Source organism: Burkholderia torrens (assembly GCF_984668525.1).
The window spans coordinates 1,031,021-1,053,991 of sequence record NZ_OZ480211.1 but is presented as its reverse complement, the minus strand read 5'-3'; the positions used below and the strand labels follow the sequence as shown (position 1 = coordinate 1,053,991).

The window sequence follows — 22,971 nt, the reverse complement described above, 5'->3', positions numbered from 1 at the left end:
GCCATGACCCCGACATTCAAGGACAAGATTGCCCGCGCACCGAAAGCGGAGTTGCACATCCACATCGAAGGCTCGCTCGAGCCCGAACTGATTTTCGCGCTCGCGCAGCGCAACGGCGTGAAGCTCGCGTACGACTCGATCGACGCGCTGCGCGCCGCGTACGCGTTCACCGACCTGCAATCGTTCCTCGACATCTATTACGCCGGCGCGAGCGTGCTGCTGACCGAGCAGGATTTCTACGACATGACGGCCGCGTACTGCGAACGCGCGCTCGCCGACAACGTCGTCCACACCGAGCTTTTCTTCGATCCGCAGACGCACACCGAGCGCGGCGTGCCGATCGAGACGGTCGTCGCGGGCATCGAGCGCGCACTCGCCGATGCCGAACAGCGCGGGCTGTCGAGCAAGCTGATCCTGTGCTTCCTGCGTCACCTGTCCGAAGAGGACGCGCTCGCGACGTTCGAATCCGCGCTGCCGCTGTTCGAGCAATATCGTCACCGGCTGATCGGCGTGGGCCTCGACTCGTCCGAACTCGGCCATCCGCCGACCAAGTTCGCGCGCGTGTTCGAGAAGGCGCGCGCACTCGGGCTGAAGCTCGTCGCGCACGCGGGCGAGGAAGGCCCGCCCGCCTACATCTACGAAGCGCTCGACGTGTTGAAGGTCGACCGGATCGACCACGGCGTGCGCAGCATCGAGGATGCGGCACTCGTCGAACGCCTCGCGAAAACGCGCACCGCGCTGACCGTCTGCCCGCTATCGAACCTGAAGCTGTGCGTGTTCGACGACATGGCGAAGCACACGCTGAAGGCGCTGCTCGATCGCGGCGTCGCGGTGACGATCAACTCCGACGATCCGGCCTATTTCGGCGGCTACGTCAACGAAAACTACTTCGCGACGGCCGAAGGGCTGCAGCTCACGGATGCCGAAGTCCATGCGGTGATCCGCAACGGCTTCGAGGCATCGTTCATCGAACCGGCGCAGCGCGACGCAATGTACGCGCGCCTCGACGCTTACTGGCAGGCCGCGTGACGGCCCGCATCGAGGAGCGCTGACAGATGAGACACGGCAACGGCATCCGCCTCGCGACCAGCGGCTCGGCCTCGCGCCGGGCCGGTCGCGGGCGTGCACGCGTGGCGACGGCGCGGCCGGTCGTCGCCCGCTCGTGCCTGCCGCCGCGGCGTGCCGTTCCGTTCGCCGCCGCATCGGTCGCGAGCACAGCGGCTGCGAGGTCCGCCGGCGACCACTGGCTGGCGGCTTCGGCCGCCACCTTCGCCCGCGCAATCGCCTCCGGCCGTGCCGCACGCCGCGTGCCGCCGCCGCTCGCGAAGCACCGTCCCGCCCCCGTGCGGCGTCGATCGCTTTCTTCTGTTCGCCTTACCTTGATGCAGGACCATTCGTCATGACGCAAACCGCTTTCCGTTCCCAGCTGCTGACCTTCAACGGCGACCCGGCGCAATCGAGCCAGGCCGCGAACTACGAGACCGACGGCCTCCTGATCGTCGCCGACGGCAAGGTCGTCGCGGCCGGCCCGTATGCGCCGCTCGCGGCGACGCTCGCGCGCGACGCGGTCGTCCACGACCTGCGCGACAAGCTGATCGTGCCCGGCTTCATCGACACGCACATCCACTATCCGCAGACGGACATGATCGCGTCGCCGGCGCCGGGCCTGTTGCCGTGGCTCGACAAGTACACGTTCCCGACCGAGCGCCAGTTCGGCGATCCCGAGCATGCGCGCGAAGTCGCCGATTTCTTCGTCGACGAACTGCTGGCGTGCGGCACGACGAGCGCGCTCGTCTACTGCACGGTGCACAAGCAGTCGGCCGATGCGCTGTTCGCGGCGAGCGACGCGCGCGACCTGCGGATGATCGCGGGCAAGGTGCTGATGGACCGCAACTGCCCCGAGTTCCTGCGCGACACCGCGCAATCGGGTTACGACGACAGCGCCGAGCTGATCGACCGCTGGCATGGCAAGGGCCGCCAGATGTATGCGCTCACGCCGCGCTTCGCGCCGACGTCGACCGAGGCGCAGCTCGAGGCGTGCGGCGAACTCGCGCGCCGCCATCCGGACGTGTTCGTGCAGAGCCACGTCGCGGAAAACGTCGACGAGGTGAAATGGGTAGCCGAGCTGTTCCCCGGCCATCGCAGCTATCTCGACATCTACGACCGCTACGGGCTGCTGCGTCCGCGCGCGGTGTACGGCCACTGCATCCACCTCGACGACGAGGACCGCCGCCGGATGGCCGAGACGCGCACCGTCGTCGCGCACTGCCCGACGTCGAACTTCTTCCTCGGCAGCGGGCTGTTCGACTTCGACAAGGCCGGCGAACACGATGTGCCGGTCACACTCGCGACCGACGTCGGCGGCGGCACGTCGTTCTCGATGCTGCAGACGATGAACGAGGCGCACAAGGTCGCGCGGCTGTCGGGCCACCACCTGACCGCGACGCGGATGTTCTGGCTCGCGACGGCCGGCGCCGCGCAGGCACTCGACCTCGCCGACACGGTCGGCACGCTCCGGCCGCGCACCGAAGCCGACTTCGTCGTGCTCGATCCGCAGGCCACGCCGCTGCTCGCGCGCCGCACGAAGCGCGCCGATTCGCTCGAGGAACTGCTGTTCGCGTTCGCACTGCTCGGCGACGACCGCGCGGTGTACCGCACCTATGCGGCCGGCGAACTCGTGCACGAACGCGGCGCCGCGCGCCGCCCGGCCGCCGCTTGACCGTCACGGCAACGATCCGTCGGAACGCAGCCCCGGCAGGCGCGGCACATTCGCCGCCGCGCCCGTCGGGCAGCCGCACGCCGATCGAGCCCCGACACGCTGCCCGCCCGCTTTCCCGCACGCAATCCGCCGTGCTAGAATTCGCCGCTCATTGGGGAGTAGCCGCTCCGCTCGATGTCCCGCGCCCCCGGCGCGCATCGTGACGGAGGCGTCCGTCAACAGACTTGGCCGTTTGGCCATGGCGGACGCAGCCACGTTGGCCTGGCGAGACCGATGGTTCACAGTGCGCCGCATCAGGGCCCGGCGCGCCGTGGATCGTCGCTCGCACGCACAACATCGGCCCGTGGAACCCCATTCGTGTCCCAAGCCTTCCTGATCTCCACCGGCGCCGTCGCCCTCGCTGAAATCGGCGACAAGACCCAACTGCTTTCCCTCGTCCTGGCCGCGCGCTATCGCAAGCCGGTGCCGATCATTCTCGGCGTGCTCGTCGCGACGCTCGTGAACCACGGTTTCGCCGGCGCACTCGGCGAATGGCTCGGCGCGCTCGTCACGCCGTCGATCATGCGCTGGGCGCTCGCGTTCTCGTTCATCGCGATGGGGCTGTGGATCCTCGTGCCCGACAAGCTCGACGCCGACGAAGCGAACGCCACCCGTTCGCGGCTCGGCGTGTTCGGCGCGACGCTCGTCGCGTTCTTCCTCGCGGAAATGGGCGACAAGACGCAGATCGCGACCGTCGCGCTGGCCGCGCGCTTCCAGGATTACATCGGCGTCGTGGCCGGCACGACGTTCGGGATGATGCTCGCGAACGTGCCGGCGATCCTGCTCGGCGACCGCTTCGCGCACCGCCTGCCGACCAAGCTGGTGCACGGGATCGCGGCCGTGCTGTTCGTCGTGCTCGGCGCGCTGGCGCTGCTGGGCGTCGGCGTCTGACGGAAGGGAATGGCCGGCGCGGCCGGGCGGCCGCGCCGTGATGGCGACTGCGTTACTTGACGACGGCCGCGCCAGAGGCCGGCGCAGCCGGCACCGCGCGCTCGTTGGCGGCCGGCGCCGCCGGGCCGCCGCGCTTGTCGACCGGCAGCCGGACCGAGCGGACCGCGCCGTTCGACAGCGGGAAATCGGCGAGCGCGCTGCGCGCGAGGAACGGCATCGCGTACAGCAGCGTGCCGTTGTCGCCGGTCGTGCGCGCGGACACGTTGTACACCTCCTTGCCCGTCGCGCGCTCGGTGATGCGGATGCCAAGCACGTAGTCGAACACCTGGTACGTCTGCGCGACGTAGCCGGCCGGCATCGGCCCCCAGGGGCCCCACGGGCCCCACGGCCCGCGCCGCCAGTATGGCCCCGGCCCGACGAACCAGGGATCGTAGTAGACGGGCTGCGGCACCGTCACGAGATCGCTGCCGACTGAATAGGTCAGCCCGACGAGATAGCGTGCCTGCGCCGGCGGCACCTGCCGGAACGCATAGGCGGACAGCTCGTTCGCGACGATCGGCTCGTAGGTCGACTGCTCGAGGCTGTTCTTCTGCGCATCGGTGCGCGTGAACGCATAGGTGCGTGTCGCGTCGCTGCCGCTCCAGTCGGAGAAGGCCGTGACCTGGGTCGTCACATAGCTGGTGCAGCCCGTCAGCAGCGCCACGCACAGCGCCGCCGCCCAGCCCGCACCGCGAAAAATCCATTCGCGTTTCATGTTGATCCTCGTCGATCCGTCACCCGTTCGTCGCACCGCGCGAACCGTAACGGGATGCCGATAATACGCGGACTGCCGAAAGCGGTAAAAAGTTCGCCCGGCACGCAGCCGCAAGCCTTTGTACAATGGCCCGGTTCGCCAGGCCCGTCTTGCGGGCCCGTCCCCCACTCCACCGATCTCGACGACCATGTCCGACAACGCCTCCTCCACCGTGATCCGCCGCGCCGACTACACGCCGCCGGCCTTCCTCATCGATTCCGTCGCGCTCGAATTCGATCTCGCGCCGGCCCGCACGATCGTCAGGAATACGATGCGCGTGCGCCGCAATCCGGATGCCGCGCCCGCGCCGCACCTGGAGCTGATGGGCGAAGCGCTCGAGTTCGTCGGCGCCTGGCTGGACGGCGCGCCGCATGGCGCCGTGCGCGCGCACGAGCACGGGTTGACGGTCGAGAACGTGCCCGACACGTTCGAGCTGACGCTCGAAAGCGCGTGCGCACCCGACCAGAATACGACGCTGTCGGGCCTCTACGTGTCGAGCGGCAACTTCTTCACGCAGTGCGAAGCCGAAGGCTTTCGCCGCATCACCTATTTCCTCGACCGCCCCGACGTGATGGCGTCGTACATCGTCACGCTGCGTGCCGACAAGGCCGCGTACCCGGTGTTGCTGTCGAACGGCAACCTCGTCGACTCGGGCGACCTGCCCGACGGCCGCCACTTCGCGAAGTGGGAAGACCCGTTCCGCAAGCCGAGCTACCTGTTCGCGCTGGTTGCCGGCAAGCTCGTCGCGATCGAGGAGACGATCACGACCGGCTCGGGCAAGGAAAAGCTGTTGCAGGTCTGGGTCGAGCCGGCCGATCTCGACAAGACGCGTCACGCGATGGATTCGCTGATCCACTCGATCCGCTGGGACGAAAAGCGCTTCGGCCTCGAGCTCGATCTCGACCGTTTCATGATCGTCGCGGTCGGCGACTTCAACATGGGCGCGATGGAGAACAAGGGGCTCAACATCTTCAACACGAAGTACGTGCTGGCGAACCCCGAAACCGCGACCGACACCGATTTCGCGAACATCGAATCGGTGGTCGGCCACGAATACTTCCACAACTGGACCGGCAACCGCGTCACCTGCCGCGACTGGTTCCAGCTGAGCCTTAAGGAAGGCCTGACGGTGTTCCGCGACCAGGAGTTCTCGGCCGACATGGCCGCAGGCGACGACGTCGAATCGGCGGCCCGCGCGGTCAAGCGCATCGAGGACGTGCGCGTGCTGCGCCAGTTGCAGTTCGCCGAGGATGCGGGCCCGATGGCGCACCCGGTGCGCCCGGAAAGCTACGTCGAGATCAACAACTTCTACACGATGACCGTCTACGAGAAAGGCTCGGAAGTCGTGCGGATGTACCAGACGCTGTTCGGCCGCGACGGTTTCCGCAAGGGGATGGACCTGTACTTCAAGCGTCACGACGGGCAGGCCGTGACCTGCGACGACTTCCGTCACGCAATGGCCGACGCGAACGGGCGCGACCTCGCGCAGTTCGAGCGCTGGTACAGTCAGGCCGGCACGCCGCGCGTGTCGGTGCGCACCGCGTACGACGCGGCCGCGCGCCGCTATACGGTCACGCTCGCGCAGGGCTACGGCGACGCGTCGCCGGCCGCGCTCGACACGCAGCAGGGACCGCTGCTGATTCCGTTCGCGATCGGCCTGATCGGCCGCGACGGCCGCGACCTGCCGCTGCGTCTCGACGGCGAAGCCGCCGCATCGGGCACGACGCGCGTGCTCGACTTCACTGACACCGAGCAGACCTTCACGTTCGTCGACGTGCCGGAAGCGCCGCTGCCGTCGCTGCTGCGCAACTTCTCGTCGCCGGTGATCGTCGAGTACGACTACAGCGACGACGATCTCGCGTTCCTGCTCGCGCACGACAGCGATCCCTTCAACCGCTGGGAGGCCGGCCAGCGCCTCGCGACGCGCGCGCTGCTGACGCTCGCCTCGCGCGCCGCCGCGAACGAACCGCTCACGCTCGGCGAGAACTTCGTCGCCGCGTTCCGCCGCGTGCTGACCGATGAAAGCCTGTCACCCGCGTTCCGCGAACTCGCGCTGACGCTGCCGTCGGAAACCTATCTCGCCGACCAGATGGCCGAAGCCGATCCGGCCGCCGTGCATCGTGCGCGCCAGTTCGTGCGCCGCCAGCTCGCGACCGCGCTGCGCGCCGAATGGCTCGCCGCGTACGAACAGCACCAGACGCCCGGCGCCTACGAACCGACGCCGGAGGCCTCGGGCCGCCGTGCGCTGAAGAACCTCGCGCTCGCATATCTCGCCGAACTCGACGAGCCGGCCGATGCCGTGCGCCTCGCGACCGCGCAATACGACGCGGCCAACAACATGACCGATCGCGCGGCCGCGCTCGGCGCGCTGCTCTCTGCCGCCGCCGCGGGCGCGAACGAGCCGGCCGAGCAGGCGCTCGCCGACTTCTACCGTCGTTTCGAGAAGGAAGCGCTCGTGATCGACAAGTGGTTCGCGATGCAGGCGGCGCAACGCGGTACGGCCGCGCAGCCGACGCTCGCGAAGGTGCGCAAGCTGCTCGCGCATCCGGCGTTCAACCTGAAGAACCCGAACCGCGCACGCTCGCTGATCTTCAGCTTCTGTGCAGCCAACCCCGCGCAATTCCACGCGGCGGACGGGTCGGGCTACGCGTTCTGGGCCGAACAGGTGCTCGCGCTCGACGCGATCAACCCGCAGGTTGCCGCACGCCTCGCGCGCTCGCTCGAACTGTGGCGGCGCTTCACGCCGGCGCTGCGCGACCGGATGCGCGACGCGCTCGAGCAGGTCGCGGCCGGCGCGAAGTCGCGCGATGTGCGCGAGATCGTCGAGAAGGCGCTCGCGTAACGCCGTCGCCCGCGTCGCATTCGCGCGATGAAGCCGGTGCCGCCTGACGCGGTGCCGGCTTTTTTATTGCACGGGCGCGGCAGGAATCGAGCGTAATGACGGGGTCCGACCGCGCAACTTGCCGCCGCGGCGATACGCGCCGCGCCCGCCTCCGCTGCGGGAAACCGGGCCGGCTCGGCCGCCCGGCGATGTAACCGGACGAAAAAAGCCGGCGGCGCGGGAGGCGCGACGGGTAAAATTGCGGCCATTCAAGGATTCTTTGGCCTTTCGGAGTCTGTCATGTCCATTGCCCGCCGCACCACGCTGTCGAAGTTCCTGATCGAACAGCAACGTGAGACCAACAACCTCCCCGCCGACCTGCGCCTGCTGATCGAAGTCGTCGCACGCGCGTGCAAGGCGATCAGCTACAACGTGTCGAAGGGCGCGCTCGGCGAAGCGCTCGGCACCGCCGGCAGCGAGAACGTCCAGGGTGAAGTGCAGAAGAAGCTCGACATCCTGTCGAACGAGATCCTGCTCGACGCGAACGAATGGGGCGGCAACCTCGCCGCGATGGCATCGGAAGAAATGGAAACGTTCTTCCCGATCCCGGCGAACTACCCGCGCGGCGAATACCTGCTCGTGTTCGATCCGCTCGACGGCTCGTCGAACATCGACGTCAACGTGTCGATCGGCACGATCTTCTCGGTGCTGCGCTGCCCGGACGGCAAGCAGGCCACCGAAGAGTCGTTCCTGCAGCCCGGCACGGAGCAGGTCGCCGCGGGTTATGCCGTGTACGGCCCGCAGACGGTGTTCGTGCTGACGACCGGCAACGGCGTGAACTGCTTCACGCTCGACCGCGAAGTCGGCTCGTGGGTGCTCACGCAGAGCAACATGCAGATTCCGGCCGACACGCGCGAATACGCGATCAACGCATCGAACGCGCGCCACTGGTACGACCCGGTCAAGCGCTACGTCGACGAACTGAATGCCGGCAAGGACGGCCCGCGCGGCGACAACTTCAACATGCGCTGGATCGCATCGATGGTTGCCGACGTGCACCGGATCCTGAACCGCGGCGGCATCTTCATGTACCCGGCCGACAAGCGCACGCCCGATCGTCCGGGCAAGCTGCGCCTGATGTACGAAGCGAATCCGATGTCGTTCATCGTCGAACAGGCAGGCGGCGCCGCGACGACCGGCACGCAGCGCATCATGGAAGTGCAGCCGACGGGCCTGCACCAGCGCGTGCCCGTGTTCCTTGGCTCGAAGAACGAAGTCGAGCGCGTCACCGGCTATCACGACGAAGCAAAATAATTGCACTGCAGCACTAGACGGAGGTGCGATGCGCAAGTACAATCGCGCCTCTTGATGTGGCCCTGACCGGTCGCATCACAGTGAAGTGAAAGCGGGAAGTCCGCCGGATCGAGGGTTTCGCGAAGCAGCGGCAGCAAGCTGAAAAAAAGTTCGCAAAACCTATTGCCAAGATCTCGGATTTCACCATATAATTTCATTTCTCTGCTGCCGGTGTAGCTCAGTTGGTAGAGCAGCGCATTCGTAATGCGAAGGTCGTAGGTTCGACTCCTATCTCCGGCACCAAGACATAAAGGTCTGACAAGCACCGCTTGTCAGACCTTTTCTCTTTTCCGGCGCCGAAATCGCACGCGCATCCCTTCCCCGCTTCGCCTCCGCTTGCGGGCCTCCCCCGACTCACGCGCCACGTACCGCCGATTGCGATCGCCGGACCACTCCGCCCTCTTCCTCGCATCATGCGCACCTGGCGATCTGGATCACGATCCACAAGGCCTACGCACTGACGCTCGAACGCTACCGGCACGACCGCGTGCTGTTCTGCGGCGACGCCGCTTAACGCAGCCGAACGCGACACGTTCGCGGCCGGCTCGGCGCCCGGTGTGGAACTCACCGAATGTCCGCTGACGCTGTTTGCGGCACGCGGCAGCGACACACGCCGCGGCCACCTGACCGATCTCGTCGCACCACGCTTCACCGCGATCAGCTTCACGAGCGATGGCGTGCCCGATCCGTCGCTCGTCGAGCTCGAGCGACGCCTGCAGGATGCATACGTCAACCGAAGCCGATCTTCAGGAACCCGCATGATGACGGACATCGAACGCGACATGCTCTACACCGACCTGTGCCGCCCGATCACCGGAATCGGCGAAGCCGATGCGTCGCCCTTTCTCACTCGCTTCGCACTCCTGTCAATCGAGGCGATCAGCGAACCCGCGACAGTCGCGCGGCTGATCGCCGAGGCAGGCGAAGGATTGCCCGATACGAACGTGCCTGCGGCGATGCGCGAACGGCGAGACGACTGACCGGCCGGGCCCACCTTCATCTCATTCTTACAAATTCATTTCGACGCGCATCGTCCGTGCACGAACCGCGCCGTAGGCAGACGAATTCCCTGGAAAATCCGTTTGCGGATGCATAACATTACTTAACGATCCTGACCCGCCTATCGCGTTACATTGCGTGGGCGGCGCGGCGGGTCGCATGCCGCTTTCACCCAGCTTGCGGCGCACGACAGCCGGCGTCCGGTCATTTCGACTCAACCCAAGGAGAGGACCACCATGACTCATGGCTTGATTATGTGGCTCATCATCGGCGCGATCGCCGGCTGGCTTGCCGGCCTGCTCGTGAAAGGCGGCGGCTTCGGGCTGATCGTCGACATCATCGTCGGGATCGTCGGCGCGGTGATCGGCGGCTGGCTCGCCGGGATACTCGGCATCAGCGTCGGCAGCGGCTTCATCGGTTCGGTGATCGTCGCGGTCGTCGGTGCGGTGATCCTGCTGTTCGTGATCCGGCTATTCAAGCGAGCGGCCTGACGCTTCTCTCCACGCGCCTTCGGGCGTGTTTTCGCATCAGGCCGGCGCGCGGCCCGTTCGCCGCGCGCCACTCGCTCCGTTCAACGCTTCGCGTACTGCAAGCAGTCGTCGAGCACGTCGTTCGCCAGCAACCCGCTGCGCGCCTCGCGTGCGCGATCGCGCCCGATCCACACGGTGCGCGGCATTTCCCCTCTCCATCGCGCATCCAGCGCCGCACGCAAGCGTCCGGGCACCGGCTCCGCGTTCGCGACCTGCGCGACCTGCCGATCGGCGGCTCTCGATGCGCCGTGCGTGTCATGCGCATCGGCGGCCAACGACGCCGAGAGCCACGGCGCGCAGCTTGCCGTGAACGACGTCACAGCGACCATTTCAGTTCTCCATAGAAAGTACGGCCCGGATACGGGTGGAACACGTAGTAGCGGCGGTCGGTCAGGTTGTCGATGCCGAGCGATGCGGTCCAGTGACGATCGAGGTGATAGCGCGCCTTCAGGTCGACGACCGTGAACGAGCTCGTGCCGCCGTACACGTCCGGATTCACGTCGCTGTTGTCGAGCGTGTTGAACTGCCGCCCCGAGTAGCGCACGCCGACACTCGCGAGCCAGTGCTCGTCGAAGCGATACGACGCGAGCAGGTTCGCGCGCATGCGCGGAATGCGCGGGAAGCGCGAGCCGACGTAGGCCGGATTCGCGGCATCGGCGAGAATCTGCGCATTGCTGGCCGACACGTTAGCGTCGATCGCGAGCCCCCTCAGCCCGACGTTCTCGCCGCTGAACGCGAGTTCGACGCCGCGCACGCGCACGCGATCGACGTTCGAGACGTTGGTGACGGTCGTCGCACCCGACACCGTCGTCTGGCTGTAGATCGAATCGCGCAGGTCGCTCTGGAACACGCTCGCGCGCACGACGCCGACGCCGACGTCGCGCTCGGCCGTGAAGTCCCAGTCGATCGCCTTTTCCGGCCGCAGGTTCGGGTTGTTGTTGACGATCGCATTGTTCGAGATCGTGCCTTGGAACAGCTCGCCGACCGTCGGGAACCGCGTGCCGGTCGCGAACGACAGCCGGAAGCGCCACACGTCCGTCGCGTCCCATTGAAGCGCGACCTTCGGCGACAGCGCGTTCGCACTGCGGTCCGCATAGCCGAGCGTGCCGCTCGCGTTGCCGAGCGCGCCGCCGTATGCATCCCAGCGCTCGTAGCGCAACCCGAGCGTCGCGAGCCAGCCCGGCGCGAAGCGCCACGCGTCCTGCCCGAACAGCGCCTGCGTGCGCGTGTCGCCGCGATAGAGGCTCGCGAGCGACGTGGTCGGCCCGGCCAGCCAGTCGGCCGTGTTGTACGTGACGTTGCGCAGGAAGTAGTCGTCGTAGTGATAGCCGAACGTGAACGTGTGACCCTTCACTTCCGGCGCCTCGGCCTTCAGGTCGAGCGTGCGCCAGCCGGTGCCATCGCCCTGGAACAGCGTGCCCGCGCCGCCCTGCACGGTCGATGCCGCGCGCAGCACGTCCCGCGACACGTCGTACGCGGACACGACGCCCGACAGCCGCCAGCCCGAATCGAGCCGGCCGTTCAGGCCGAGCGCGTACAGCCAGTTTTCCTGGTCGCCGCGCTGCGGCGCGAACGCGTTCGGCGCGACGGTCATGTTCCGGCCGCCGATCGACACGTTGCCGCCGTAGACCGGGTTGCCGGCCACGTCGCGCAGGAAAGTTTCGCCGTGCTGCCGGTAATGGTTCTCCCAATGCCCGAGCGTGAGCGTCGCGTCGACGCGATCGGTGAACGCGTAACCCATCCGCACCGTCTCGTTGAGCTGCTCCGTCCGCTCGATCGTCTGCGCGCCGACGATCGTCCGCGGCTTGCCGTTGGGCCCGATGTCGGTCGCGGCGCCCGTCACGGGCACGGCGGCGCCCAGCTTCGGGTTGTAGGCCGAATTGGGGCTCGCATACTGCATCGGCTGGCCGTTGTTCTCCAGCCGGTCGAGCGACAGCGCGAACCAGAACCGGCCGACGCGGTTGGCGATCCGCGCGGTCTGGTGATTGCCGCCGAAGCTGTCCGCGAACCCGTAGCCGTCGTGGTAGCGCTGCGTGAAGAATTGCGTCGACAGCGATGCCTCGAGCTTGTCCGGGCGGCGCGTCGTGAGCAGCACCGTCGAGCCGATCGAGTTGCCGGGATACAGCGCGGAAAAGGGGCCATAGAGCACGTCGACGCGCGCGATGTCGTCGGGCGGAATCAGCGACCAGCGCGGCGGATACGCATAGCTCGACCCGAGCAGGTTCGACAGCAGCACGCCGTCGGCATAGACGAGCCCGCGCGCGCTCTGCAGCTCGTTGAAGTCGCGGCCCGCGAACACGCTGTTGCGGTCGCCGATATAGCGCTTGCGGACCATCAGGTTCGGCGCGTACTTCAGCGCGTCCTCGGTGGTGACATTGGTGTGCGACTCGATCTGCTCGCGCGTGATCGACATGACGACGGCCGGCGTATCCGGATCAACCGGTTGCCGCTGGGCGGTCACGCTGACGGCCGCCAGCGTGTCGCCGGCCCGTGCCTGCGGCGCGGCGGCGACCGAGGATGCCGGCACCGCGGAACTGGCCGGGCGTTCGACGCCGCCGTGGGCGGAATCGGCGTGCGCATCGTCCGTCGATGCGGCGTGCGCGGCGGACCATGCAAAAGCGGCCGCGCATGCGAGCGCGAGCCGGCCGCGCGGCAGCCGCGCGACGTGGATAGACGACATGAGTGAATTCCTGAAAACGCGATCGGACGCCGCCGGGCACACGCACGCGTACCGCGCACGCATGGCGCGGCACGCGGACGGGGCCGCGGGCGGCACGCGCGCCACCGGGGCGCGCGAACGACATCAATCAGATCGGGAGGTTTTCAGGCGGGGCGCGCGGCTGCGCGAGACGGATGCCCTTGCGGGGAAAATCGGGAACGGCCGGCACGGCCACGCGATACGCGAACGTCCGCACGAAGCCCGGCATGTCGGGCAGGCGCGTGCCGAGCGCGAGGTTCGCCGCAAAGCCCGGGCAGTAAACGCAGTGGGGCATGCCGGCATGGTCGAGCGACGATGTGTCGCGACTGTCGCCCGCTTCGGCGAGCACGACCTGGCGCGCGCCCGCTGCACTGCACAATTCGAGCGTGAGCGCGCCGGAACCGCTCGACGCAAGACGCGCGTACCCGACGACGGGCGACAGTACGTTCAGTACCAACGCCAGCCATACGAGGCCGATCCATCGCGTCGTTCGTCTCATCGCGGTCCAGGAAAAAGTGCGCGCAAGTATAACAAGCGGCCCGATTGTTGCCGATTGCGCAGGATGCAATAGCGGCCATCACACCTCGCATCGCAGCGCATGTGCCGTTAATACAACAGAGACAAAATCTAACGATTCGCCGCTGGCATAAATCGAAGCACGAGGTTGATAATCATCGAACCTGCTGGAGAAATGACCATGGACGAAAGACCCACTCGCATGCCACCGCCCGAGCAAGTGATGAGCCCGGATCCGGAACCCGTCGGCGTGGAATTCCTCGCCGAATTGCCCGAGCACGTGCGGGCATTCTTCGACGAGCAGCACAAGCTGTACTCGCCGAAGTGAACGCCTGTCCGGTTCTGTAACCGCCACGTGTCGATCATCGCTATCGTGCGGTTCATCACTGCGCATCGCGCGCAATTCGCCTCGCACCCGGGCCGCAACAGCCTGACGGTGCCGGATCGGCTCGCCTGCTGATTCTCCTGTCGCGACGCTACGCCGCGCGACTGTCTTCGTCTATTCTTCTGGTTTTCCACGTCCGGCCCGCCCGGCTCTCCCGATCATTCCGATGAAGCAAGCCATTCGTGCCAGCGTTGCAGTCGCCGCGCTCGGTGTCGCCCTTTTTGCGCCGCCCCACATCGCGCGTGCCGACGGCGACGACACCGCGCTCACCAACATCGTCGCGCTCGCATCGCAGCGCCTCGCGCTCGCCGAACCGGTCGCGCGCTGGAAATGGGCGAATCACAAGGCGATCGAGGACCAGCCGCGCGAAGCGGCCCTGCTCGCCTCGGTCGAAAAGCGCGCGGCACAGGCCGGCGTCGATCCTGCGTTCGCACGGACGTTCTTCGAGGATCAGATCGTCGCGAGCAAGGACGTGCAGAACGCACTGTTCGCGACCTGGCGCGCGACGCAGCCGCCCGAGGGCACGCCGCCCGACCTCGCGACCAGCACGCGCCCGGCACTCGACCGGCTGACGCAGAAAATGCTCGCGGGCCTCGCGCAGGTCGAACCGCTGCGCAATGCGCCCGATTGCCAGGCGCGCCTCGCGCGCAGCATCGCGAACTGGAAAACGCTGACGCGCTACGACTCGAAACAGACGCAGGCACTCGACACCGCGCTGTCGCACGTCTGCTCGGCCGGCGGCGCAAGCGCAATCGGATGACGCCGCGGGCGCCGCGCGGCCGCCTCAACCTGCCGGCGTGAGCGCGACGAGCGGAATCAGTTGTAGCCCGCGCGCGAGATGCGTCTGCAGCAGGCGATGGGTGAAGGGTTCGAACGCGCCGTCCGCCGCCCCGGCGACGAGCCGCGCGGCCGCATCGAGCGATTCGGCCGCGCCGAGGTAACGCCAGCCGTCGATCACATGAAACAGGCGGCGCCCGCCGCTCGCCTCGAACGCAACGGCGCCGTCGAACGGCCAGGGCGCACTGCCGCCACGGACGTTATCAGCCGCGGGGCGCCGGTTGTACGACGGCCGCAGTTGCGCAATCCATTGCGCTTCCGCCAACATCGCACCCAGCTCATTACCGGTCTCGCGCCATTCGACGCGCCGCACCTGCTGCGCCAGCCGCATCTCCTTCGACGAACGGCGCTCGCCGGTCAGCAGCGCGCGCAGCCGCTGCCGCACCCGCACGCTGCGGCCCACGTACAGCGGCGCGTCCGCTTCCCCGAACAACGCATAGGCGCCGCACCCGGCAGGCGCGGTGTCGAGCCACGCCTCGGTCAGATCGCCGCCCAGGCGATAGTGGCGCGTCGTGCGCGCGATCTGGTCGCGCAACCGCTCGAGCGGGACGATGTCGTGCAACTGGCGCCAGAACTGCCACAGGAGATCGGCATCCGCCAGCGCGCGGTGGCGCGCAGCCGGAACGAGACCGTGCCGTTCGATCAACGCGTCGAGCCCATGCCGCGATTCGCGCGGGAACAGCGCGCGTGACAGCCGGACCGTACACAGCACATCGGGATTGAACGCCAGGCCGGCACGCTCGAATTCGGCACGCAGGAAACCGCGGTCGAAGCTCGCGTTGTGCGCGACGAACAACTTGCCGTCGAGCCGCTCGAACAGCGCCGGCGCAAGCGACGCGAACGACGGCGCGTCGCGCACCATGGCGTCCGAAATGCCCGTCAGTTGCTGGATGAACGGCGGAATCGCCTGCCCCGGATTGACGAGGCTCGTCCATGTCGACACGCCGAGCGGGCCGATCTCGACCACGCCGACTTCGGTGATGCGGTGCTCGGCGGGCGAGCCGCCGGTGGTTTCAAGGTCGACGAAGACGAGCGGTTGTTCGCTGGCGGGATCGGACAGACGGGAATCGGACATGAAAAGACAGGAAAACGATGCTTCCGTGAGTATGCACCGGCAAGCATGGTCGCGGCCAGCGCGGACCGGTGCGTTCCGCCCCCGTAAAACAAAAAGCCCCCGCGATGCGGGGGCCGGACGTGATCGGCAATGCGTGGCGCGTCAGACCGCCTGGATATTCGCTGCCTGCTTGCCTTTCGGCCCGACTTTGACGTCGAACGAAACACGCTGGTTTTCCTTCAGCGTCTTGAAGCCGTCCATCCGGATTTCGGAAAAGTGCGCAAACAAATCTTCACCACCATTGTCCGACGTAATAAAGCCAAAACCTTTAGCATCGTTAAACCATTTCACGATACCGGTATCCATGTCTTCGTTCCCCACTCGATTAGATCAAAAAAGCTATTTTTATAGCCGTTTCCCGAAATCCCGAAACATTGCGCCAGCACCCGCACCAGCACGCCGCCCGAGGACGGAGTGCTGACTTTATAAATTGGACAATCCGGGTGCGTCAAGAAAATTTTTGACAGTTGTTTTATCAAAAAAGCGCTAATGCCACTGGAATCGGTACACCATCGCCTTTAATTAATTGATTCGCCTCAAAAACCTGTCAATATTACCGGGATCGGATCAAAGATAATCGCGGCGATGAAATTCCTACCGGGGACAAATCATCCCGGTAAATTCCTCGGGTTTTTTCCGGGTTGCGAAAATCCGGGGACATTGAGATGCTGGTGCAACGCCGAAAGGAAGGAGAAGGTCATGTGGCTGGACGAAATCAAGCGCTTCGCGAGCCGGCTCGGGCGCGTACGCCGCAAGTCCCGCGCCCTGGCCGAGTCTGCGCGCGAAGCGCCTTGCGATACCGAATTCGATACGACCTGGCACGGCGACCACTGGCAGAACCTGCTGGCATCGCCGCTGGATGCCCGTCACTACGTGATGGAAGACTGGACCTACACACCGCCACCGACCGATACCGAGGAAGCCGCGCCTGCGGCCAAGCGCAAGCGCCGCTCGTACGCGCGATAGCGCACGGACCGGCGGGGCAAAAAAAAGCGCGACTGGGAAGTCGCGCCGACAAAGGTTTGGAGATCTTTTCCGTCAACGAAAAAGTCTGCTTCGGAAAGCAGAGATCGCAGTATAGCGAGAGAACAACCTTTCATTAGTCATGCTCCACACAAACCTCTATTGCCGATGTGTCAATAATCGCGCTATGACGTCTCCCGCCGGCCGTTGATTACCTGTCGCAATCGCGCAACGCCCGTTCCGTAGTCCTGAGCACCATTTTTCTTCGCTGCACCGCCGCAAACCCTTGATGGGCGTTCGTTTGCGCGCATTCGCCGATCTTTGCGGATTCCAAAATACATTATTGCTTAAAGCGCCGCTCTCGCCCGCTTCGTGCGCTCCGTACACTGCAGATGGCTTTCTGACAAGCGCACCGCCGCTCTGCCGATCACGGCGCATGCAAAACAGCCCGGCCCGGCAGCAGGTTCGATCGACATCATCCTGTTTGGAGACAGATCCATGAAAAAAACCCTGATCGTCACCGCGTTGTCGGGTGTATTCGTTACCGCCGCACACGCGCAAAGCAGCGTGACGCTATACGGCCTGATCGACGCAGGCATCACCTATACGAACAACCAGGGTGGCCACAGCTCATGGTCCGAACGCAGCGGCCAGATCAATGGCAGCCGCTGGGGCCTGCGTGGCACGGAAGATCTCGGCGGCGGCCTGAAAGCGATCTTCGTGCTGGAAAACGGCTTCAACATCGCCAACGGCACGCTCGGCCAGAATGGCCGCGAATTCGGCCGCCAGGCGTTCGTCGGCCTGTCGCAAGACCAGTTCGGCTCCGTCACCCTCGGTCGCCAATACGATAGCGTCGTCGACTACATCGGGCCGCTGTCGCTGACCGGTACACAGTTCGGCGGCACCCAGTTTGCCCACCCGTTCGACAACGACAACCTGAACAATTCGTTCCGGATCAATAACTCCGTCAAGTACACGAGCGTCAATTTCGGCGGCCTGAAGTTCGGCGCGTTGTACGGTTTCTCGAACAGCAACCAGTTCTCGAACAATCGCGCATACAGCGCGGGCGTGTCGTACACCTACGCCGGCTTCAATATCGGCGCCGGCTACCTGCAGTTGAACAATGACATCTCGGGCCTCACGTCGGCGGCGGTCACCAACAGCGGCGGCGCGGTGGCGGGCGACAATACGTTCGTCGGCAAGCGTCAGCGCGTGTTCGGCGGCGGTCTGAACTACACGTTCGGTCCGGCAACGGCCGGCTTCGTGTTCACGCAATCGCGCGTGAACCGGGCGCTCGGCATCTCCGCGGGCGCCTCGGGCGTGTCGAACGGCCTGGGTCTGGACGGCACGTTTGCCCGCTTCAACAACTACGAAGTGAACGCGCGCTACGCGCTCACGCCGGCCTTGTCGCTGGCCGGGTCGTACACGTACACCGCCGGCTTCCTGGACGGCCGTCATCCGGGCTGGAACCAGTTCAACCTGCAGACCGACTATGCACTGTCCAAGCGGACCGACGTGTACGTGCAAGGCGTGTATCAGCGAGTCAGCACGGACGGCCTGGGCATCGGCGCCTATGTCAACGGCCTCGGCGGCGCTTCGTCGACCAACAAGCAGATCGCGGTCACGGCCGGCCTGCGTCATCGCTTCTGAGCGGCCGGCAACGCCGCCGTACGCCGGAAGAAAAAAGCGCCCCACCGGGGCGCTTTTCCTTACCACACCGGGCTGGCCGTCGATCAGGCGTCACCGCGCGCCGGATAGCGGACGTCGAGTATGTCGATCGGCTGCGGGCCGGCCGGCGTCATCAGCGTGACGGTATCGCCGATCTTCGCCTTGATCAGCGCACGCGCGACCGGCGAAATCCAGCTGACGCAGCCGCGGTCGAGATCGACCTCGTCGATCCCGACGATCGTGATCGTGTGATCGACGCCGTCGGGCGTCTCGTAATCGACCGTTGCGCCGAAGAACACCTGGTCGACATTCTCCTGCCGGCTCGCGTCGACGACCTCGGCGAGATCGAGCCGCTTCGTCAGGAAGCGGATACGGCGGTCGATCTCGCGCAGCCGCCGCTTGCCGTAGATGTAGTCGCCGTTCTCCGACCGGTCGCCGTTCGACGCGGCCCACGACACGAGCCGCACGACCTCGGGACGCTCGACGTCGATCAGGCTCAGCAGCTCGTCCCTCAGCCGCTTGTGGCCGGCCGGCGTGATGTAGTTCTTCGCGCCCGCCGGAATCGCGGGTTGAGCCTGGTCGAGATCGTCGTCGTCACCGTCCGACTCTTTGACAAACGCCTTGTTCATGATGCAGATTCAACTTGGATGACTGATGCTCCAAGGGTACACGAAGGGCGCCCAGGCAAGGTCATGGCACCTAATTTGCGAATAAGGCTTCCCTTTTTATACAACCCTGCTATACTTCCGCTTCTGCGTGCGGCTGTAGCTCAGTTGGATAGAGTACTTGGCTACGAACCAAGGGGTCGTGGGTTCGAATCCTGCCAGCCGCGCCACTTTTTCGAGGGCCTTCCCAACCGAAGGCCCTTTCAGTTCAAAGCAGTAGAAGTCTTGTTGTTGCGTGCGGCTGTAGCTCAGTTGGATAGAGTACTTGGCTACGAACCAAGGGGTCGTGGGTTCGAATCCTGCCAGCCGCGCCACTTTTTTGGGGGCCTTCCCATCGCAGAAGGTTCCGACAGTTGAAGCAGTACCGTTTTGCGTGCGGCTGTAGCTCAGTTGGATAGAGTACTTGGCTACGAACCAAGGGGTCGTGGGTTCGAATCCTGCCAGCCGCGCCACCTTAAAAGGGCTTTCCTCCGGGAAAGCCCTTTTTCTTTTCCGCATCCCCTCTTCTCGCGCGTGCCATCGCCGGCCTGGCCGCAGCATCAATGAAAACGGCGGCCGCTGGCCGCCGTCTGTCGATCGCCCGCCCGCGCGCCGCAGGCGCGTCAGTAATCCTGCCGTTCGCGCTCGATACGCATGCCACCGTCGTGGCGCGCATGCACACCGTCGTCGGTCGAGCGCTCGCGCATGATCCGCATCACATCCGGATTGGTACGTACGCGCCGCATCACGTTCGCGAGATGCACGCGGTCGCTGACCTGGATCACGAAGCGCAGCACCGTCGATTCATGCGTCAGATCCTCGTCCATCGCGATATGCACGATGTTCGCGTCGGCCGACGTGATGTCCGCCGCGACACGCGCGAAGATGCCCTTCGTGTTCTTCACGAGCACCTTCACCGCGACATCGAACAGGCGACCCGGCTGCGGCGCCCATTCGACATCGATCCAGCGGCCCGGATCGCGCCGATGGATACGCTGCGCGACACGGCAATCGGTCGTATGAATCGCCATCCCCAGGCCGATGCCGATGTAACCCATGATGGCGTCGCCCGGAATCGGCCGGCAGCACGCCGACAACTGCACGGACATCCCTTCGGTGCCGGTGATCACCACCGGCGGCGCATGATGCGCGGGGTGCCGCTCGGACTTCGGCAGGTCGTCGTCCGCGTCGCGGCCGCTCATCAGCACCTCGATGCGCTTCGCCATCACCGCGGCGACGCGGCGGCCGAGACCGATGTCCGCGAAAATTTCCTGACGGCTCTTGTTGCCCGTCCACTGCACGAGCTTTTCCCACACTTCCGGCTCGACGTCGGCCAGCGCGAGGCCATAGCCCTTCAGGCTCTGGTCGACAAGCCGCTCGCCCAGCTGCACCGACTCGTTCAGGCGCATCGTCTTCAGGTAGTGGCGGATCGCCGAACGCGCCTTGCCGGTGCGCACGAAGCCGAGCCACGCGGGGTTCGGCTTCGAATACGGTGCAGTGATCACCTCGACGATGTCGCCGCTCTTCAGCTCGGTACGCAGCGGCAGCAATTCGTTGTTGATCTTCACGGCCACGCACTGGTTGCCGAGATCGCTGTGGATCGAATACGCGAAATCGAGCGCCGTCGCGCCACGCGGCAGCGCCATGATCTTCGACTTCGGCGTGAACACGTAGACCGCGTCGGGAAACAGGTCGATCTTCACGTGCTCGAGGAATTCGCTCGAATCGCCGGCTTCGCTCTGGATGTCGAGCAGCGACTTCAGCCACTGGTGCGCGCGCTTCTGCACGTCGCTGAGATCGGCGCTGCCGTTCTTGTACAGCCAGTGCGCGGCGACGCCTGCCTCGGCGATCTCGTGCATCTTGCGCGTGCGCACCTGGAACTCGATCGGCGCGCCGAACGGGCCGACGAGCGTCGTGTGCAGCGACTGATAGCCGTTGATCTTCGGGATCGCGATGTAGTCCTTGAACTTGCCGGGCACGGGCTTGTACAGCGCATGCAATGCGCCGATGCACGTATAGCAGTCGAGCGGGCTGTCGACGACGACGCGGAAACCGTACACGTCGAGCACCTGCGAGAACGACAGCTGCTTGTCGCGCATCTTGCGGTAGACGCTGTAGATGGTTTTCTCGCGGCCGGTGATCTCGGCGTCGATCTTCGCGTCGGCCATCGCGCGCTGCGCAGCCTCGAGGATCTTGCTGATCACTTCACGGCGGTTGCCGCGTGCGGCCTTCACGGCCTTCTCGAGCGTCGCGTAGCGATGCGGGTTGAAGTTCGCGAAGCTCATGTCCTGCAGCTCGCGATACGTGTTGTTCAACCCGAGCCGGTGCGCGATCGGCGCGTAGATGTCGAGCGTTTCGCGCGCGACGCGGCGGCGCTTTTCCATCGGCACCGCGCCGAGCGTGCGCATGTTGTGCAGGCGGTCGGCAAGCTTGACGAGAATGACGCGCACGTCGCGTGCCATCGCGAGCAGCATCTTGCGGAAGTTTTCCGCCTGCGCTTCCTCGCGGCTGCGGAATTCCATCTTGTCGAGCTTCGACAGGCCGTCGACCAGTTCGGCGACCTTCGGGCCGAACCGCTCGGCCAGCTCGTTCTTGGTCACGCCCTGGTCTTCCATCACGTCGTGCAGCAAAGCGGCCATCACGGCCTGCGCGTCGAGCTTCCAGCCGGCGCAGATTTCCGCGACGGCAACGGGATGGGTGATGTAAGGCTCGCCGCTCTGGCGATATTGACCGAGGTGGGCTTCGTCGCTGAAGTGGAACGCCGCCTTGACCTCTTTGATTTCGTCCGGAGCGAGATAGTCGGCAAGCACGGCCGTCAGTTTCGCGATCGAAACGACGCCGTGCTTGCGCGGCTGCTCCGGCGTGGCGGTCGGCCCGAACAGATGCCGGAAGGACTGTTCGAGGACCGCGTCGATGTACTGGCGCGCAGGCGACTGGGCCGTGGCTTCGGTAGTCGAATCCGCGGAGGCGGACGATGGGGTGGTGCTCATATTCGCCTCCAGGTCGAGTCGTTGCGCGCGTGGATTACATGGCTGGAACGGGCCGGATGCGCGTTACACCGGCACCTTCTTCAGCATCTCGACGCCGACCTGGCCGGCAGCGATTTCGCGCAGCGCGACGACGGTCGGCTTGTCGCGGCTTTCGATCTTCGGCGTATGGCCTTGCGCGAGCTGCCGCGCGCGGTAGGTGGCGGCGAGCGCCAGTTCGAAGCGATTCGGGATTTGCTTCAGGCAGTCTTCGACGGTAATGCGAGCCATGTTGGTAATTCCTTCTGAATATAGTCCTTATTCTACCTTATGTCCCTCGTCCCCCGCGTCATTCCGCGTGGGGCAGATGGATGCCGAGCTCGATGAACAGCTCCGTGTGTCGCGCGTACTGCGAAGCAAAGCGCAGGCGCGTCGCGGCGACGATGCATTCGAGTTCCGCGAGCGCACGCTCGAAATTCTCGTTGATCACCACGTATTCCGCTTCCGACGCGTGCGCGATCTCGCTGCCGGCAGCCAGCAGGCGCCGCGTGATCACGTTCGGTTCGTCCTGGCCGCGCTTCTTCAGACGCTCCTCGAGCGCATCGAGCGACGGCGGCAGGATGAAGATGCCGACCGCGTTGCGGAACTGCTTCTTCACCTGCAGCGCGCCCTGCCAGTCGATCTCGAGCAGCACGTCGTGGCCGTTCTTCATCTGCTCTTCGATCCAGACGCGCGACGTGCCGTAGTAGTTGCCGTGCACTTCCGCGCTCTCGAGGAATTCGTGCGCCGCGTGACGCGTGCGGAAATCCTCGACGGTCGTGAAGTGGTAGTGCCGGCCGTCCTGTTCGCCCGGACGCGGCTTGCGCGTCGTGTACGAGATCGACAGGCAGATGTCGCTGTCCTTCGACAGCAGCGCATTCACGAGCGTCGACTTGCCGGCGCCCGACGGCGCGACGACCATGAACAGGTTGCCGGGATAGACGCCGCCGTGCAGCGAATGCGACGCGTGGCCGTCGCGATGGGAATCGGTCATGT

The 22,971-nt window shown here is 65.7% G+C and carries 21 protein-coding genes, 4 tRNA genes, 1 pseudogene and 1 riboswitch; of the genes and pseudogenes, 16 read left to right on the top strand and 10 right to left on the bottom strand.

Annotated features, from left to right (window positions below):
- Positions 1 to 3: 3 nt before the first annotated feature.
- From AC5LXX_RS04885 to AC5LXX_RS04870, 4 genes are all read left to right on the top strand, one after another.
- Positions 4 to 1,029, top strand: coding sequence for an adenosine deaminase (locus AC5LXX_RS04885; protein WP_493410665.1), 1,026 nt, complete (start codon positions 4 to 6; stop codon positions 1,027 to 1,029).
- A 26-nt stretch (positions 1,030 to 1,055) separates the two neighbouring features.
- Entirely contained in the window at positions 1,056 to 1,403 is a 348-nt protein-coding gene (locus AC5LXX_RS04880; RefSeq protein ID WP_493410664.1) for a hypothetical protein, read from the top strand.
- Complete coding sequence (gene guaD / locus AC5LXX_RS04875; protein WP_493410663.1) at positions 1,400 to 2,719, top strand: guanine deaminase; 1,320 nt, start codon at positions 1,400 to 1,402, stop codon at positions 2,717 to 2,719. Before AC5LXX_RS04880 ends, guaD begins: the two co-directional genes overlap by 4 nt.
- Before the next feature lie 141 nt (positions 2,720 to 2,860).
- A riboswitch (yybP-ykoY riboswitch) is annotated at positions 2,861 to 3,036 on the top strand.
- 40 nt (positions 3,037 to 3,076) lie between these two features.
- Complete coding sequence (locus AC5LXX_RS04870) at positions 3,077 to 3,649, top strand: TMEM165/GDT1 family protein (RefSeq protein ID WP_048024328.1); 573 nt, start codon at positions 3,077 to 3,079, stop codon at positions 3,647 to 3,649.
- Positions 3,650 to 3,701: 52 nt separating this feature from the next.
- Here the strand turns inward: AC5LXX_RS04870 and AC5LXX_RS04865 are convergent, their stop codons facing one another.
- The gene (locus AC5LXX_RS04865; RefSeq protein ID WP_493410662.1) at positions 3,702 to 4,403 is read right to left on the bottom strand and encodes a DUF4136 domain-containing protein; all 702 of its coding nucleotides are present in this window, start codon (positions 4,401 to 4,403) and stop codon (positions 3,702 to 3,704) included.
- A gap of 187 nt (positions 4,404 to 4,590) precedes the next feature.
- On the opposite strand from AC5LXX_RS04865, the gene pepN reads away from it, so the two are divergent.
- The 5 genes from pepN to AC5LXX_RS04840 all read left to right on the top strand — a co-directional run bounded on the left by pepN (position 4,591) and on the right by AC5LXX_RS04840 (position 10,106).
- Positions 4,591 to 7,284, top strand: a complete 2,694-nt coding sequence (pepN, locus tag AC5LXX_RS04860; RefSeq protein WP_493410661.1) for an aminopeptidase N — start codon at positions 4,591 to 4,593, stop codon at positions 7,282 to 7,284.
- 279 nt (positions 7,285 to 7,563) lie between these two features.
- Positions 7,564 to 8,577, top strand: coding sequence for a class 1 fructose-bisphosphatase (locus AC5LXX_RS04855; protein WP_050011574.1), 1,014 nt, complete (start codon positions 7,564 to 7,566; stop codon positions 8,575 to 8,577).
- A 206-nt stretch (positions 8,578 to 8,783) separates the two neighbouring features.
- Positions 8,784 to 8,859: transfer RNA gene (locus AC5LXX_RS04850), tRNA-Thr, on the top strand.
- Positions 8,860 to 9,173: 314 nt separating this feature from the next.
- Entirely contained in the window at positions 9,174 to 9,596 is a 423-nt protein-coding gene (locus AC5LXX_RS04845; RefSeq protein ID WP_493410660.1) for a hypothetical protein, read from the top strand.
- A gap of 255 nt (positions 9,597 to 9,851) precedes the next feature.
- Positions 9,852 to 10,106, top strand: a complete 255-nt coding sequence (locus AC5LXX_RS04840; protein WP_059235555.1) for a GlsB/YeaQ/YmgE family stress response membrane protein — start codon at positions 9,852 to 9,854, stop codon at positions 10,104 to 10,106.
- Positions 10,107 to 10,186: 80 nt separating this feature from the next.
- On the opposite strand, the pseudogene AC5LXX_RS04835 reads toward AC5LXX_RS04840, so the two are convergent.
- The 3 genes and pseudogenes from AC5LXX_RS04835 to AC5LXX_RS04825 form a co-directional block, all read right to left on the bottom strand.
- A pseudogene (locus tag AC5LXX_RS04835) lies at positions 10,187 to 10,426 on the bottom strand (TlpA family protein disulfide reductase); the annotation flags it as partial.
- Positions 10,427 to 10,461: 35 nt separating this feature from the next.
- Complete coding sequence (locus AC5LXX_RS04830) at positions 10,462 to 12,825, bottom strand: TonB-dependent receptor (protein WP_493410659.1); 2,364 nt, start codon at positions 12,823 to 12,825, stop codon at positions 10,462 to 10,464.
- A gap of 127 nt (positions 12,826 to 12,952) precedes the next feature.
- On the bottom strand, positions 12,953 to 13,342 hold the full coding sequence (locus tag AC5LXX_RS04825; RefSeq protein WP_493410658.1) for a DUF2946 domain-containing protein: 390 nt from the start codon (positions 13,340 to 13,342) through the stop codon (positions 12,953 to 12,955).
- Between the two features lie 198 nt (positions 13,343 to 13,540).
- On the opposite strand from AC5LXX_RS04825, the gene AC5LXX_RS04820 reads away from it, so the two are divergent.
- Both AC5LXX_RS04820 and AC5LXX_RS04815 read left to right on the top strand, forming a co-directional pair.
- Positions 13,541 to 13,687 (top strand): hypothetical protein, encoded by a 147-nt coding sequence (locus AC5LXX_RS04820; RefSeq protein ID WP_009690993.1) that lies wholly within the window; start codon positions 13,541 to 13,543, stop codon positions 13,685 to 13,687.
- Between the two features lie 223 nt (positions 13,688 to 13,910).
- Complete coding sequence (locus AC5LXX_RS04815; RefSeq protein ID WP_493410657.1) at positions 13,911 to 14,504, top strand: chorismate mutase; 594 nt, start codon at positions 13,911 to 13,913, stop codon at positions 14,502 to 14,504.
- A gap of 24 nt (positions 14,505 to 14,528) precedes the next feature.
- Here AC5LXX_RS04815 and AC5LXX_RS04810 read toward each other — a convergent pair whose 3' ends face one another.
- On the bottom strand, positions 14,529 to 15,656 hold the full coding sequence (locus AC5LXX_RS04810) for an exonuclease domain-containing protein (RefSeq protein WP_493410656.1): 1,128 nt from the start codon (positions 15,654 to 15,656) through the stop codon (positions 14,529 to 14,531).
- 141 nt (positions 15,657 to 15,797) lie between these two features.
- Positions 15,798 to 16,001: a cold-shock protein gene (locus AC5LXX_RS04805; protein WP_006476615.1), complete on the bottom strand. Its 204-nt coding sequence runs from the start codon at positions 15,999 to 16,001 to the stop codon at positions 15,798 to 15,800.
- 393 nt (positions 16,002 to 16,394) lie between these two features.
- Here AC5LXX_RS04805 and AC5LXX_RS04800 point away from each other — a divergent pair, with 393 nt between their 5' ends.
- On the top strand, positions 16,395 to 16,661 hold the full coding sequence (locus tag AC5LXX_RS04800) for a hypothetical protein (protein ID WP_493410655.1): 267 nt from the start codon (positions 16,395 to 16,397) through the stop codon (positions 16,659 to 16,661).
- A 495-nt stretch (positions 16,662 to 17,156) separates the two neighbouring features.
- A complete protein-coding gene (locus AC5LXX_RS04795) occupies positions 17,157 to 18,308 on the top strand; it encodes a porin (protein ID WP_493410654.1) in 1,152 nt (383 codons plus the stop codon).
- 83 nt (positions 18,309 to 18,391) lie between these two features.
- Here the strand turns inward: AC5LXX_RS04795 and greB are convergent, their stop codons facing one another.
- Positions 18,392 to 18,955 (bottom strand): transcription elongation factor GreB, encoded by a 564-nt coding sequence (gene greB, locus AC5LXX_RS04790; RefSeq protein WP_124448964.1) that lies wholly within the window; start codon positions 18,953 to 18,955, stop codon positions 18,392 to 18,394.
- A gap of 129 nt (positions 18,956 to 19,084) precedes the next feature.
- Between greB and AC5LXX_RS04785 the strand changes: the two genes are divergently transcribed.
- The 3 genes from AC5LXX_RS04785 (at position 19,085) to AC5LXX_RS04775 (ending at position 19,443) form a co-directional block, all read left to right on the top strand.
- A tRNA-Arg gene (locus tag AC5LXX_RS04785) sits at positions 19,085 to 19,161 on the top strand.
- A gap of 67 nt (positions 19,162 to 19,228) precedes the next feature.
- Positions 19,229 to 19,305, top strand: a tRNA-Arg gene (locus AC5LXX_RS04780).
- Between the two features lie 61 nt (positions 19,306 to 19,366).
- A tRNA-Arg gene (locus tag AC5LXX_RS04775) sits at positions 19,367 to 19,443 on the top strand.
- A 150-nt stretch (positions 19,444 to 19,593) separates the two neighbouring features.
- Here AC5LXX_RS04775 and AC5LXX_RS04770 read toward each other — a convergent pair.
- The 3 genes from AC5LXX_RS04770 to gmk all read right to left on the bottom strand — a co-directional run bounded on the left by AC5LXX_RS04770 (position 19,594) and on the right by gmk (position 22,969).
- Positions 19,594 to 21,960, bottom strand: a complete 2,367-nt coding sequence (locus AC5LXX_RS04770) for a RelA/SpoT family protein (RefSeq protein WP_124448966.1) — start codon at positions 21,958 to 21,960, stop codon at positions 19,594 to 19,596.
- Between the two features lie 63 nt (positions 21,961 to 22,023).
- Positions 22,024 to 22,227, bottom strand: a complete 204-nt coding sequence (rpoZ, locus tag AC5LXX_RS04765) for a DNA-directed RNA polymerase subunit omega (RefSeq protein ID WP_006025620.1) — start codon at positions 22,225 to 22,227, stop codon at positions 22,024 to 22,026.
- Positions 22,228 to 22,285: 58 nt separating this feature from the next.
- Positions 22,286 to 22,969 carry a guanylate kinase gene (gene gmk / locus AC5LXX_RS04760; protein ID WP_493410653.1) on the bottom strand — a complete coding sequence of 228 codons (684 nt, stop codon included), beginning with the start codon at positions 22,967 to 22,969 and terminating at the stop codon, positions 22,286 to 22,288.
- Positions 22,970 to 22,971 lie beyond the last annotated feature (2 nt).

Coding starts and splice junctions, on each gene's coding strand:
- guaD (WP_493410663.1), top strand. CDS start 1,400: ATGACGCAAACCGCTTTCCGTTCCCAGCTGCTGACCTTCAACGGCGAC.
- AC5LXX_RS04855 (WP_050011574.1), top strand. CDS start 7,564: ATGTCCATTGCCCGCCGCACCACGCTGTCGAAGTTCCTGATCGAACAG.
- AC5LXX_RS04840 (WP_059235555.1), top strand. CDS start 9,852: ATGACTCATGGCTTGATTATGTGGCTCATCATCGGCGCGATCGCCGGC.
- AC5LXX_RS04810 (WP_493410656.1), bottom strand. CDS start 15,656: ATGTCCGATTCCCGTCTGTCCGATCCCGCCAGCGAACAACCGCTCGTC.
- pepN (WP_493410661.1), top strand. CDS start 4,591: ATGTCCGACAACGCCTCCTCCACCGTGATCCGCCGCGCCGACTACACG.
- rpoZ (WP_006025620.1), bottom strand. CDS start 22,227: ATGGCTCGCATTACCGTCGAAGACTGCCTGAAGCAAATCCCGAATCGC.
- AC5LXX_RS04820 (WP_009690993.1), top strand. CDS start 13,541: ATGGACGAAAGACCCACTCGCATGCCACCGCCCGAGCAAGTGATGAGC.
- AC5LXX_RS04865 (WP_493410662.1), bottom strand. CDS start 4,403: ATGAAACGCGAATGGATTTTTCGCGGTGCGGGCTGGGCGGCGGCGCTG.
- AC5LXX_RS04805 (WP_006476615.1), bottom strand. CDS start 16,001: ATGGATACCGGTATCGTGAAATGGTTTAACGATGCTAAAGGTTTTGGC.
- gmk (WP_493410653.1), bottom strand. CDS start 22,969: ATGACCGATTCCCATCGCGACGGCCACGCGTCGCATTCGCTGCACGGC.
- AC5LXX_RS04795 (WP_493410654.1), top strand. CDS start 17,157: ATGAAAAAAACCCTGATCGTCACCGCGTTGTCGGGTGTATTCGTTACC.
- AC5LXX_RS04815 (WP_493410657.1), top strand. CDS start 13,911: ATGAAGCAAGCCATTCGTGCCAGCGTTGCAGTCGCCGCGCTCGGTGTC.
- AC5LXX_RS04830 (WP_493410659.1), bottom strand. CDS start 12,825: ATGTCGTCTATCCACGTCGCGCGGCTGCCGCGCGGCCGGCTCGCGCTC.
- AC5LXX_RS04885 (WP_493410665.1), top strand. CDS start 4: ATGACCCCGACATTCAAGGACAAGATTGCCCGCGCACCGAAAGCGGAG.
- AC5LXX_RS04825 (WP_493410658.1), bottom strand. CDS start 13,342: ATGAGACGAACGACGCGATGGATCGGCCTCGTATGGCTGGCGTTGGTA.
- greB (WP_124448964.1), bottom strand. CDS start 18,955: ATGAACAAGGCGTTTGTCAAAGAGTCGGACGGTGACGACGACGATCTC.
- AC5LXX_RS04880 (WP_493410664.1), top strand. CDS start 1,056: ATGAGACACGGCAACGGCATCCGCCTCGCGACCAGCGGCTCGGCCTCG.
- AC5LXX_RS04800 (WP_493410655.1), top strand. CDS start 16,395: ATGTGGCTGGACGAAATCAAGCGCTTCGCGAGCCGGCTCGGGCGCGTA.
- AC5LXX_RS04770 (WP_124448966.1), bottom strand. CDS start 21,960: ATGAGCACCACCCCATCGTCCGCCTCCGCGGATTCGACTACCGAAGCC.